General features: G+C 41.9%; 7 protein-coding genes and 3 pseudogenes. All 10 read left to right on the top strand.

Annotation, left to right across the window (positions count from 1 at the left end; genetic code table 11):
* Positions 1-9 precede the first annotated feature (9 nt).
* Entirely contained in the window at positions 10-1,494 is a 1,485-nt protein-coding gene (locus tag DWZ56_RS21680) for a glutamate synthase subunit beta (protein ID WP_118558729.1), read from the top strand.
* A gap of 38 nt (positions 1,495-1,532) precedes the next feature.
* Positions 1,533-2,864, top strand: a complete 1,332-nt coding sequence (locus DWZ56_RS21675; protein ID WP_118558714.1) for a glutamine synthetase family protein — start codon at positions 1,533-1,535, stop codon at positions 2,862-2,864.
* A 16-nt stretch (positions 2,865-2,880) separates the two neighbouring features.
* Complete coding sequence (locus DWZ56_RS21670; protein WP_118558713.1) at positions 2,881-3,429, top strand: ANTAR domain-containing response regulator; 549 nt, start codon at positions 2,881-2,883, stop codon at positions 3,427-3,429.
* A 68-nt stretch (positions 3,430-3,497) separates the two neighbouring features.
* A complete protein-coding gene (gene asnB, locus DWZ56_RS21665) occupies positions 3,498-5,081 on the top strand; it encodes an asparagine synthase B (protein ID WP_243095422.1) in 1,584 nt (527 codons plus the stop codon).
* 325 nt (positions 5,082-5,406) lie between these two features.
* Complete coding sequence (locus DWZ56_RS21660; protein ID WP_118558712.1) at positions 5,407-5,886, top strand: metallophosphoesterase; 480 nt, start codon at positions 5,407-5,409, stop codon at positions 5,884-5,886.
* A gap of 55 nt (positions 5,887-5,941) precedes the next feature.
* Positions 5,942-6,437: pseudogene (locus DWZ56_RS21655) on the top strand (virulence RhuM family protein); the annotation flags it as partial.
* Positions 6,427-6,519: pseudogene (locus DWZ56_RS23880) on the top strand (DEAD/DEAH box helicase family protein); the annotation flags it as partial. The pseudogenes DWZ56_RS21655 and DWZ56_RS23880, both read left to right, overlap by 11 nt.
* Before the next feature lie 342 nt (positions 6,520-6,861).
* Positions 6,862-8,394 (top strand): RNA-binding domain-containing protein, encoded by a 1,533-nt coding sequence (locus DWZ56_RS21645; protein ID WP_118558711.1) that lies wholly within the window; start codon positions 6,862-6,864, stop codon positions 8,392-8,394.
* Between the two features lie 78 nt (positions 8,395-8,472).
* Complete coding sequence (locus tag DWZ56_RS21640) at positions 8,473-13,023, top strand: hypothetical protein (RefSeq protein WP_118558710.1); 4,551 nt, start codon at positions 8,473-8,475, stop codon at positions 13,021-13,023.
* 87 nt (positions 13,024-13,110) lie between these two features.
* Positions 13,111-13,383: pseudogene (locus tag DWZ56_RS21635) on the top strand (DEAD/DEAH box helicase family protein); the annotation flags it as partial.
* Positions 13,384-13,919 lie beyond the last annotated feature (536 nt).

Genomic DNA, 13,919 nt, shown 5'->3' with positions numbered 1-13,919 from the left:
GTGGAGAGCATGGGAAAACCGACGGGTTTTTTGGAATATGAACGGGAGACGGGGCCGATTGCGGCTCCGGAAGAAAGAATACGCAGTTTCAGAGAATTTCACGGATCGCTCTCCGAACAACAGCAGCGCCTGCAGGGGGCCAGATGCATGGAATGCGGCGTGCCGTTCTGTCAGGCGGGCGTGATGATCGCAGGAATGGCGTCGGGATGCCCGCTGCATAACCTGATACCGGAGATCAATGATCTGGTGTACCGGGGCAGATGGGAGCAGGCCTATATCCGACTGTCGAAAACGCACTGTTTTCCGGAGTTTACCTCCAGAGTGTGCCCGGCCCTGTGCGAGGCCGCCTGTACCTGCGGCCTGCACGGTGATCCGGTATCCACAAAGGAAAATGAGCGTGCGGTGATCGAATATGCTTTTGCGAACGGCCTTGTGAAAGCGGATGCGCCAAAAGTCCGGACCGGTAAGACGGCCGCCGTCATCGGCAGCGGCCCCGCCGGGCTGGCGGCGGCCTGGCAGCTGAACCGCCGCGGCCACAGCGTGACGGTATATGAGAGAAATGACCGCCCGGGCGGGCTGCTGCGCTATGGCATCCCGAACATGAAGCTTGAGAAAAGCGTCATTGACAGGCGGACCCGTCTCATGGAGGAAGCCGGCATAAGGTTTCTCTGCAATGTGGATGTGGGAAAGGATATTTCCGGAGAAGAACTGCTAAGTCAGTACGACCGCATTTTGCTGGCCTGCGGCGCTTCCCGGCCGAGGGATATAGCGGTTTCCGGCAGGGATGCCGGGGGCATTTATTTCGCGGTGGATTTTCTGAAAAATGTAACCAAAGCCCTGCTGGACAGCGATTTTAAGCAGAACCCGGAAAAGCTTGTAAAGGGCAGGCAGGTCCTGGTGGTCGGCGGCGGTGATACAGGAAATGACTGTGTGGGGACCGCCGTACGTCTGGGAGCGGCCGGTGTAATACAGCTGGAAATGATGCCAAAGCCGCCGGAAACACGGGCTTTGAACAACCCCTGGCCGGAATGGCCGAAGGTGTTGAAGACGGATTACGGCCAGGAGGAAGCCGCACATTGTTTCGGGCATGATCCCAGAATTTATCAGGCTACGGTGACCGGCTTTCGGAAGAATAAAAGCAAAGATGTATGCGCTGCGCAGATTGTGAGCCTGGCGCCGGTGAGAGATGAGAAGACGGGCAGGATGTCCATGGAGCCCATACCGGGAACCGAAAAGGAAATCCCGGTAGATCTTGTGCTGATAGCGGCAGGCTTTTTGGGCTGTGAGGGTTACGCAGCGGAAACTTTTGGTGTAAAATTAAACGCGAAAGGCAATGTGGAGACGGCCCCCGGTTCCTGTTATACCGGCAGCGGGCGGGTTTTTACGGCAGGGGATATGCACAGAGGACAGTCGCTGGTAGTCTGGGCCATTGCGGAAGGCAGGGAGGCTGCCAGGCAGATGGATGAGTCGTTGATGGGATATACCGGCCTGTAAATAAAACGCGCCGGGCTAATTCAATAAGGGAGTGTAAAATGAAGACCAGAGAGGAAATTTTGGAATTGGTGGAAGAGGAAGACGTGGAATTTGTGCGTCTGCAGTTTACGGATATGTTCGGCACATTAAAAAACGCTGCCGTGACTGCGAATCAGCTGAAAAATGTGATGGAAAACCGCTATGTATTTGACGGATCGTGTGTATATGGGGATCTGCGGGAGGGGGAAGAGGATATGTATCTGTGCCCGGATCTGAACACCTTTGTAATCCTGCCCTGGAGGCCCCAGCAGGGAAAGGTGGCGCGGCTTCTCTGCGATATCTGCCGTGCGGACGGCACGCCGCTCCTCGTAAGTCCCCGGGAGATCCTGAAAAAGATATTGGAGAAATGTACGGCCGCGGGCTATGAATTTCGCGTGGACCCGGAGTGTGAGTTCTTTTTGTTTCACACGGATGAGAACGGGATTCCCACTGCCGTAACCCATGAGCAGGCCGGCTATATGGATATAAGTCCTCTGGATCTGGGCGAAAATGCCAGGAGAGACATGGTGCTCATGTTGGAGGAAATGGGTTTTGAGATAGAATCGTCCCATCATGAGACGGCGCCAGCACAGCATGAGATCGATTTTAAAGATGCGCCGCCGCTGGAAACCGCAGATAATATCATGACCTTCAAAACTGCCGTGCGTTCCATTGCAAAGCGTTTCGGTCTGCATGCCACGTTTATGCCGAAACCCCGCCCCGGCGCAGCCGGTTCCGGGATGCATCTCAACGTATCGCTTTTTAAGGACGGAAGAAATGTGTTCAGTGATCCTGCGGGGGAGAATGGGCTTAGCAGGGAAGCGAAGTGGTTTATGGGCGGCATCCTGGCCCATGCAAAAGGGATCTGCGCGGTGTCCAATCCCCTTGTCAATTCCTATAAACGCCTGATGTCAGGATTTGAAGCTCCCAGAGATATCGCCTGGACAGCAAAGCATCGGAACACTCTGATCCGAGTGCCCTTTTTCAGAGGGGAACAGACCAGGATTGAACTGCGCTTTCCGGACCCTTCTGCGAATCCGTATCTGACGCTGGCGCTTATAATGGCGGCCGGTCTGGATGGAATCAGCCGCAGGACAGAGCCGGGACCCGAGACGGCCGACCGGTCTGCGGGGCAGGTTAATGAGCGGGGCAGCGCCGTGGATGAAGCGGCCGACCGGCTTCCGTATACTCTGCGGGAAGCCATCGCATATATGGAACAGGACGATTTGGTAAAAGACGTGCTGGGACAGGAATTTGTGCGGCTGTATACAAATGCCAAGAAGGCGGAATGGAACGAGTACATGTCGCAGGTATCGGAGTGGGAACTGGAAAAGTATCTGTACCGGACTTAAGACGGGAGTGGGCTGGATGAGCAGTGTAATTGTTGTTTCGCCTAAACTGGAGGATGCAAAACAGATACAAAATCTGCTGAACCGGCGGGGAATCGGGACCGCGGCGGTCTGCACCACCGCTTCCGCAGCGCTCTCTTTCGCCCATCAGATGGAGAGCGGCGTAGTGATTTTCAGCTACAGGGTTTCGGATATGCATTATACTCAGGCAGCGGAATATCTGCCGGAGTATTTTGAAATGCTTCTTTTGATCTCACCGGCAGAGGCAGAGAACTGTCCTTCGGGAGTGATGATGCTGACCTATCCGGTAAAGCCCGGCGATCTGGCGGGAACTGTGGAGATGATGCTGTCCCAGCAGCAGCGCCGTCTGAAACGGAAAAAAGCCATTCCACCCAAACGGACACAGCGGGAGCAGAATTATATCAACAATGCGAAATGGGTCCTGATGGAAAGAAACCATATGACAGAGCCGGAAGCATTCCGGTATATTCAGAAATGCAGCATGGATTCCGGCACCAACATGGTGGAGACTGCGCAGATGATCCTGCTTTTGATTTATGACGGATGAGCGTGCGCCGGCCGGCCTGCGGGAATCCGAAAAAACGTGCGTCAATCTTGGATAAGGAGGAGTTCACTATGTGTTCCATCATGTGTTATGCGGGAGACGATATCAGCAAAGAGCAGCTGGAAAGCTGTCTGGAGAAAACCAGGATGAGAGGTCCGGATGCTATTAAGGTTGTGAAAACGCCTTTTGGATATCTGGGGTTTGCCAGACTTGCGATCATGGGACTGACAAATGAGGGCATGCAGCCCTTTGAGCGGGACGGAAGCTTTGCAGTCTGCAACGGAGAGATTTATGGGTTTCGGACGGTCAAAGAGGAGCTTGCGGAAAGGGGCTATGTCTTTAAGAGCGGTTCCGACTGTGAGATACTGCTGCCCTTGTTTGCGGAATACGGTCTGGAAATGTTCGCTCATCTGGATGCGGAGTTTGCCTGTGTTCTGTATGACGCAAAGAGCGCAAAGCTCATCGCCGCGAGGGATCCTGTAGGAATCCGTCCCCTGTTTTACGGATATTCTTTAAGCGGGAAAATAGCATTTGCCAGCGAGGCGAGAAATCTGTACGGGTGGGTGGATAAAGTGCGCCCTTTTCCGCCGGGCTGCTACTGGTGTGACGGTGAATTTGTGCGGTATGAGGACATCGCTTCGGTGCGCAGCTATGTGCACGACAGTCTGGACGTGATCACAGGCAAAATTCACGATAAGCTGATAGAAGCGGTTAGAAAGCGGCTGGATGCCGATGCGCCGCTGGGCTTTCTGCTTTCCGGCGGTCTGGATTCCAGCCTGGTCTGTGCGATCGCATCCGGCATTCTCAAAAAGAAAATCAGGACATTTGCGATCGGCATGGATACGGATGCCATCGATTTAAAATATGCCAGAGAGGCCGCCGATTACATAGGCGCAGAGCATACGGAGATCATCATGACAAAGGAAGACGTGCTCTCCAGTCTTGAAACCGTCATAGAAGCGCTGGCGACCTATGATATCACAACGGTGCGGGCGAGCATGGGCATGTATCTGGTATGCAGGGCCATTCACTGCCAGACGGATCTCAAGGTGCTTCTGACAGGAGAGATATCGGATGAGCTGTTCGGATATAAATATACAGATTTCGCGCCGGACGCGGCGGCGTTTCAGCAGGAGGCGTCAAAAAGAATGCGGGAGCTGCAGTATTACGATGTGCTGCGCGCCGACCGCTGTCTGGCGGCCAACAGCCTGGAAGCCAGAGTGCCCTTCGGGGATCTGGATTTCGTCCGTTACGTGATGTCCATCGATCCTGCCAGAAAGCTGAATACCTATGGAAAGGGAAAATATCTGCTGCGTAAGGCATTTGAGAAGGATCATATTCTGCCGGAGGGCATCCTGTGGCGGGAAAAGGCGGCCTTCAGCGATGCGGTCGGGCACAGCATGGTGGATGATTTAAAGGAGTATGCGGAAACTCTGTATACGGACGCGGATTTTACCAGGCTTAGCGGGAAATACAGGCACGCGCAGCCGTTCACAAAAGAAAGCCTTCTGTACCGGGAGATATTTGAGAAGTACTATCCGGGCGAAGCGGAAATGATTCCCGGATTCTGGATGCCAAACCGCCGGTGGGAGGGCTGCGATGTGGATGACCCCAGCGCCCGGGTGCTGTCAAACTATGGGGATAGCGCGAGGTAGTCCGGATGGGGGAACGGAAGTATAATTGAATGAGAGCACGATTGATGGCGGCACCTGTTCATTATGATGGATGGGTGCTTATTTTTATTGCGGGTGGATTGGAGTGGCGAGGTTGGAGTGTTAGGATTAAAATAAAAGGCGGAATCTGGCGTGAAAGTGGGATGTAACTTTTATAACTTTATTTCAAAAAAGAATGATAGGGATAGAACAAATGTTCCGATTCCGTCTATACATTTTTTATTGTGTATGTTATAATTCTCAAAGAACCGCTATATGGCAAATTCAAAGAAATTTCCGTAACAGCGTGGTGGAGTAGGGCGATATCATGATATATTTTACAAGTGATTTACATTTAGGGCATCGTGGAATTATCAGCATGCAGAATCGTCCTTTTGAAAATATACAAGAGATGAATCAGGTTTTGATTCGAAATTATAATGCAGTAGTACATAAAAATGATACGGTGTATATTCTTGGAGATATCAGTCATCATTTGCCGATGGATAGGGCAAATGAATTGATCAGTAAAATGAACGGAAAGAAGATTTTAGTTAAAGGGAATCATGACAAAAAATATGATACAGAGTTGTTTGAGGAGATTTGTGATTTTAAGACAGTGCCATTGAATGGAGAGTATTTTGCATTGATGCATTATCCGATGTTATCATGGCCGAAGAAGAATAGTGGGAGTATTCAGTTACATGCACATATACATGCTCGTGAGGAATATAATCTGCAGAATAGAGTAGATGGAATTAGAAGGTATGATGTTGGTGTGGATGCAAATAATTATTATCAGGTGTGATGGAAGAGATTATAGAGTTTTTAGATATAAAATCAAATTGCGAGGAGGAATTTAAATGGAAAATCAGGGTGAAGTTATTTTTATAATACGGATGATGGATTGACGCATATCGAAGTAAAAGTAGAAGAAGAAACTGTTTGGTTGACGATAGATCAGATGTCAGAATTATTTGGAAAAGCTAGATCAACTATAAATGAGCATATTTTAAATGTTTTTTCAGAAGGGGAATTACTCAAATCAGAGTCTGTAGAAAAATCGGAAATTCCGATTTTTCTACAAAACCTACGAATTATTATAATCTTGATGTTATAATCTCTGTAGGATATCGAGTAAAGTCTATCAGGGGTACACAATTTCGTCGATGGGCAACAGAACGCTTAAAGGAATATATGGTTAAGGGGTTCACAATGGACGATGAGCGATTAAAAGGAAATGGTGGAGGAAACTACTGGAAAGAATTACTTGACCGAATTAGAGATATTCGATCATCTGAAAAGGTTCTTTATTGTCAAGTACTTGATTTATATGCTACAAGTGTTGATTACAATCCAATTATACGGTGAATTCAAGAAATTTTTCCCCAACAACGCGGTGGAATATTTCGTGTCCTACTATGAAATGAATTTCCAACCACTACTGATTGGTGCTGATTGGTGCTGTTAATACCATATTTTGTGGACTATATGGACTGTATGGACGGAATAACACCAGGTGGACTGGGTGGACAGGTGACCTTCATTCGTAATGAGAACAATTGACAGAAAATAGAACATGCTAGATGAATTGAAAAGACGGGGATTTTCTGTCGATAATTTAGAAAATATAAGAAAATTTTACATGAGTTTGAGGGATAGAATTTCCGAACCAATGATTCGGAAATTGGAGGATGAAAAATTTAGATTGGCTACATGCGTGTAGCCAATTCAAAAGAGGATGATGTAATGACATTCCAGGATATTTGAAGGAGGAAAAATTATGGCAATACCAACAAATATAAAAACATTATTATCAGGAGAGGTTGTTGAGTGGGCAAGAATCGAATTTAAAGAAACCTGGAATGCAGAAGCCTCTTTGAAATCGGTTTGCGCATTTGCAAATGATCTGGATAACTGGGGTGGCGGGTATATCATAATTGGTGTAGAAGAAAATGAGGGACAACCGATCCACCCACTTAAGGGCGTGCCGGTAGATAAAATTGATGCCTGTCAAAAAAATATTTTGGCAAAATGTAAGCTGATTCGACCTGCATATATGCCAATAGTTGAAGTCGTGGATTACGAAAACAAGAAATTTATTGTTCTTTGGTGTCCGGGTGGAGACAGCAGACCATATTCAGCTCCGAAAACGATGGCGAAAGATAATAAAGAACGCATTCACTATATACGGAAAATGTCTAATACAGTAGAGCCATCGGATGACGAAGAAAAAGATCTGTTCAATTTAGCAAATCGAATTCCGTTTGATGATCGTGTAAATCACCAGGCAGAGATATCGGACTTAAATATAACACTTATTCAGAATTACTTAAAGGAAGTTAAAAGCTCACTGTATGAAAAATCAAAAACGGGAGATTTTGTTGAAGTATGTAGTGATATGAACATTATTAGCAATCTTCCGGAATATACGAAGCCTAAGAATGTAGGATTGATGTTTTTTAGTATGGAGCCAGATAAATTTTTTCCATACACGCAGATAGATGTTGTACAGTTTCCGGAGGGATTAGGCGGCAATCATATTATTGAACAGACTTTTAAAGGGCCGATTCAGCAGCAACTTAGAGATGCCTTGCAATATATCAGAAATACCATTATTACCGAGAAGGTAGTAAAACACCCAGATCGTGCAGAGGCAGACCGCTTTTTCAATTATCCATTCGCAGCAATAGAGGAGGCCCTGTCTAATGCGGTGTATCATCGTGCTTATGATGAAAGAGAGCCGATTGAAGTTCGAGTGGAGAATGACAGGATAGAGATATTAAGTTTTCCGGGACCGGATCGTTCTGTAACAATGGAAGGATTAAAATCATATCGGGTATCAAATCGTCGGTATCGGAACCGCAGGATAGGGGATTTTCTGAAAGAACTGCATTTGACTGAGGGAAGGAATACAGGATTTAAGAAAATTCTTGATGCATTAGAAGCAAATGGGTCGCCAAAACCAGAGTTTGAAACGGATGAAGCACGCAGTTACTTTATCACAAGATTATTTGTCCATGAAGGATTTTGGAATACAAAACATGAGGACGAAAATGCGTCAACTCCAAATTCAACCCCATCAACCCCAAATTCAACCCCATCGCACACATTGTTGGAGGATTTGCAGGGATTATCATTGAGAGAGCAGATATTGGTACTTATAAAGAGAAATCCTTCAATTTCAAAAAAGAAAATGACAGAAATCCTTGGGGTTTCGATGTATGCGCTGAAAAAGGAACTGGCGATGATGAGTGAAGAGCATGTGGCTGAGTTCGTTGGATATAGTCGGAGCGGCAAGTGGGTTGTATATTAGTTGTGTTAATGAAAAATATTATACAAGGTAAGTGTAATGTGTTTGGTAATTTGGTGTTGAAAACAAGGGGGTACGCATATGGCATATGAAGTGGGAGGAAGAGCCGATAAATACGGAAATCGTTTTGAATATAATTGGACGATTAATAAGTTATTAGATGTATTAAATGAAAAAATTTCATATGTCATTATTGAAGCGATAGGCGATGATGAAAAGGGAGTTGATTTGTGGATAGGAAATAGTAATGGGATTCGTGAGGGGCAGCAATGTAAGGGCCGGACTGGAAGTGAAGAGTATTGGACATATAGCTCTGTGAATACAAAAGGGATTTTTACAAACTGGAAACAGCAACTAGAGCGTAGTAAAGCATGTAAGGTTTCTTTAGTTTCTCCATTACCATTTACATTATTTGAAGATTTGACACAAAGGGCGCGAGATACTGATATTTCAAAATCTATAGATTTTTATCAATATCAGATAAAAGGATCGGGAGCTAAAACAGTAACACTTTTTCATCAGTATTGTGATGTAATGGGATTAGATTGTAACAAGGAAGATGATTTGTCCCTAACTGTTGACTATCTATCGAGAACGTATTGTAGACAGGAAGGCGATTATGAACAAAAAGAAATTTTATTAGCAAAAATTAATCTGTTGTTTGTTGGAGATGAAGATAGTATTTACTCTAAATTCCTTGAATTGATTTTAACTAAGGATGTATATGGAAAGCCAATAGATGCGTTGATGCTTACTGAGTTTTGTAAAAGTAAAAATGTAGTTTTTCGAGATCTTTCAAATGATGATAGATTACTTCCGGCGATGATTGATCTTAATCATGAATATAAGGAAACGTTCAGAAGTTTATCAACAGGGCGCATTATGCGTAGTGAGGCGGCTGTTTGTATGCGATCGATTTTGAATGGGGATTCTGTTATCATTCATGGACAAGCTGGCGTTGGTAAAAGCGGATGTACAGAAAATATCATTCAATCATGCGAGAATTTAGGAATTCTATATTTGGCGATTAAGCTAGATAAAAGAATTCCAAAGAATACTACTGAAATATGGGGCAAAAGTATGGGATTGCAGGCATCAGTATCTCATTGCTTAGATGCGATGTCTAAAGATAAAAATGCAGTTCTTATTTTAGATCAATTAGATGCATTAAGATGGACACAAGCTCATTCAGGAGAAGCACTTGCCATATGTGAAAATATTATACGGGAAGTTGAAGTGATAAATATAGAACGTACTAATAAAATTTCTATCGTAATGGTATGCCGTTCCTATGATCTAGATAATGATCGTAATATAAAAAATATATTTGAAAATGCGAGAACTAAAATTAAATGGAAAAAAGTTTGCATTGGGAAGTTGCAAGATGATACGGTGAAAAATATTGTAGGAGCAAATTATGATTTTTTTCCTACAAAGATGCGTGAGTTATTGTCAATTGCAAGTAATTTATACATTTGGGAACAATTGGATGAGGAACAAAAGAAGATAGAAGTTAATACAACCACGCAGTTGGTTCAGGAATGGTGGAAGCAGTTAAAGAGCAAAGCAGATCGAAGCGGCCTTTCGTCAGATACATTAGAACAAATAAAAGAACATTTTGTAGAGTTTTGCGATAAATTTGGAAGAATAAATGTTCCAGTTTCGCGGTTGAAAATGCCACAGGACTATTGTGATTTTCTGCAATCCAATGGTTTTGTTATAGTGTCTGGAAATATTGTATCATTGGTGCATCAATCTGTATTGGATTGCTTTTTTTCAGAATATATGCTTGATAGTTTTTATGATGGAAATAAAGTTGCTGATATTATTGGAGTGAAAGAAAAACAGACACCTGGAAGACGATATCAAGTTCAGATGTTTTTGCAGCAACTCTTGGAGGAATCAAAATCAGATTTTTTACAGGTTGGAGAGGAGTTATTAACTCTGCCCAATATTCGATATAGTTTTAAATATGTCTTCTTGGAATTACTGTCACAAATTGCAGAACCAGATGAAGATGTATTTGAAATTGTGCATAAGTATTTGAGGATAGCAGAATGGGAAAATTCGTTTTTTAATATTGTGGTGAGAGGGAAAAAGGCATATGTGAGTAAACTTCGAGAATGTGGTGAATTAGAAAATTGGATAAATGTAGAAAATAAGGTAAATAAAGTCATTGAATTATATGCTTCAATATCACCAGATTATGCAGATAATGATATTAATTCCTTGGAAAAATATGTATTAGCGGATGAAGAAGGAGGAGGGTGGTTTAGATGCTTCCTTAGAGATGTAAATGAGGGAAACGATAAGTTTTTTGAATTGAAAATGAAATTTTATGAGAAGTTTCCAGAATATCTTGACCGAAACATAGATATTATTTCAATGATGAAAATGTGTGAAATTCGTATAGTCAAAGTATTAGCTTTGATGTTAAAATACAGGGCAAAGAAAAATGAAAAAAATTTATATCGTTATGAAGAGGAGTATGTTTTAGAAGATTCAAATATGTTAATTAGAGAGTACAGGAAAGTGATAGAAATACTTATGCCATTTATTCCTACTGATGAACAAAGTGTTTATTCAGAATGGTCATCAAAATATTTCTATAAAGCTACTTTAGAACGAGCATGCATTCAGATTGTAAAAAAAGCAAATAAACAATTTGCACAGCAGGAACCAGAGATTTTGTTAGGGATACTTTCAAATTATATGGGGACGGGAAATGCGTTGCATAATGAAATTGTGTTAGATGCGTTACTGTATTTTCCAAATTCATATAAGGATTATATTATATCCTACTTATGCAAATTTTTTGACAAGGCAATATTGGAATATACAAGTGGTAATGGTAATCAATTGTTGTTGGCAAAAAGGGTAATAGAGAAGTATTCTATGCAATGCAAAGACATAGTATATTTTGAGTTAGAAAATAAAATCATTCATTTTATTCCATCAGATGCAAAAGAAAGACTAAAAAATAGGATGGAATATAATAAAAATAAAACTCAGAATGGAGGTGTTGTTTATTGGAAATACTGGGGGGATTTACAAAGAGAACTATTGAATGCATTACCAAATTGGAGAATGAGTCGAGAAGCGAGAAATCTAAAACAAGTTTTGGACCGTGAATTTAACGGATATTCTATATATCGTTATGATGTGAATGGTTGTGCTAAAAATGTTATTTCTCCAGTTTCTGGTAAGAAACTGAGTTTTTACGTTTGGAAATCAATAATTTCAAATAAAAAGATTCCAACAGATGATCATAAATCGTGGAAAGAAACAAAAAATGCTTATATCGAAAGTTCTTTAAGAAATTTTGCAAGTGATTTCAGGCAGGCAGTATCGGATGCTCCAATGCAATTTTGGCTTGGTATGTCGGTATGCGGTGAGGAAGTTCAAGGTGTATTTGTTGACGCTTTCGTATCTGGTTTGACATACAGTGAAAAATTGGATGAAATTGATAATTTTGAGATTGAAAAAGTGTTTAGAAAGTTTGGGTACGATTATAAATCCAAAAGGGCAATGCTGTATTGTGAAATTATTGAAAAGAAACAGGATATTATATGGTCGGAATATGTTTTGAAAATGTTAAAAGATATTGCAGAAAATCATCAAAATCCTTGTATTGGAGAAATCGAAGTAAAGACAGATGATGATAAAGATGCCCATACAGTAGAAATGATTGAAGCTAATTTAATTAATTCGGTAAGAGGAGTTGCTGCAAAGGCAATAGGCCATATATTATGGAACTGTAAGGAGTTTCTGAGTGCTTTTAAGCATACTATCGAAATTCTGACAAATGATGAAAATCCGATTATTAGATATTCGAGTTTATATGCATTGTGGCCCTCTTATAATATTGATAGAGACTGGGCGAAAAATGAAATTGTTAAAGTGTTTTTATCAGATTATAGAATGTTAGGATTTCGAGATAGGAGTATGTTATTTCTACTGCATGATGAATATAGTGAACAATTAAGTAGTGTGTTATTGATGGGATTTTATTCTGACGATAAACACTTGCAACAACTTCACGGTTATACAATTAGTGAAATGTATATGCGCTATGGAGAATATTCAGAAGTTATCAATGATTTTTATAATCTAAATAATATTCAAAGATCAGCAATTGTTCATATGTTTGCTATTTATTTGGGAGTAGAGCAACACAAGGAAAGTGCAAAATGTGGTCTACTTAAGTTCCTTGAGCATATTAACTATGCGGAAATTGAGAATACATGGACACATATATTTGATGAGCATAGATTAGTGATATCAGAAGATAAAGAATTTTTAATGCGAATAATGACTTCTGGAATTGAACAAAAGCTTCTGGATTCATTTATTAGATATATTGAAGAAAATGGAAGACTATTAGAATTTTCTGATATAATTTTTAATATGAGTTACTGTATTCTAGAAAATATAAGTGAGATGGAAGACAATATTTGGGAAATTAAAAGAGATATTCCTAAATTAATATTAGCACTTTATGATGAAACCAGCGCTGGAAAAACAAAGCAGGAAAAGGAAATATCTTTACAATGCTTAGATATTTGGGATTTATTGTTTGAAAAGCAAATAGGTAATACAAGAATATTAAGCAAAAAAATGATGGAGTTATAAAACATAGTATATTCATGTGTTGAAGTTAAGCTGAGGAAATACTGGTGTTAATTTGATGTTTATTAAATTATAAAGGAGAGATCTTTCATGGATCATTTTGAATTAGTATCAGAATACGCACCAACCGGCGATCAGCCCCAGGCGATCGCCGATCTGGTAAAAGGTTTCCAGGAAGGCAATCAGTTTCAGACCTTACTTGGTGTCACCGGCTCTGGCAAGACCTTTACCATGGCTAATGTTATCCAGGCGTTGAATAAACCAACGTTAATTATTGCTCATAACAAGACATTGGCAGCCCAGTTGTACGGAGAATTCAAAGAATTCTTCCCCAACAACGCGGTGGAGTATTTTGTGTCCTATTGTCACTGGACCCGGTTTCGGGTCTTTTTTAATGCCATTTAGTACGTTTTTATGCTGTTTTGTATGTCAAAAACAGATTTGATACCACTGCATGGACTAGATAATATCAGGCGGATAGGTGACCTTATGTGTACGATAGTAAGAAAGGTTTCGTATTCGCCAGTGGTTAAGCGGTAGAGTTTTATGCTTTGAGGAATCTATTTGCATGAGATTTTTATACATAGAATATGCAGAATGTTATGGTCATAGAAAACGGCAGACTGACCGCCGTTTTTCTATGTCTGCTGGTTGCTTCATTTTGTATTTGAGCCATAAAAAAATTGGATAGGGAGATTCATAAACGGCTGATTACTCATCAAAGGGGTATCAGCTGCTTTTTTTATGTTTTAGTTTCACTTATATTCTCATTGTACCATAAACAGATGAAAGGGGAGCATTTTGGAGAAACAAAGAAACGGAGGAGGTGACTATTCTACAAAGCCTGGTAAGCGCCAAATGTTAGGGTGGCTGGCGTTTCGCCACCAAATACCTCATAA

The organism is Lachnotalea sp. AF33-28 (assembly GCF_003477885.1).
Lineage (GTDB): Bacteria > Bacillota > Clostridia > Lachnospirales > Lachnospiraceae > AF33-28.
The sequence above is the reverse complement of the archived record's forward strand: the minus strand, read 5'-3'. Positions and strand labels throughout refer to the sequence as shown.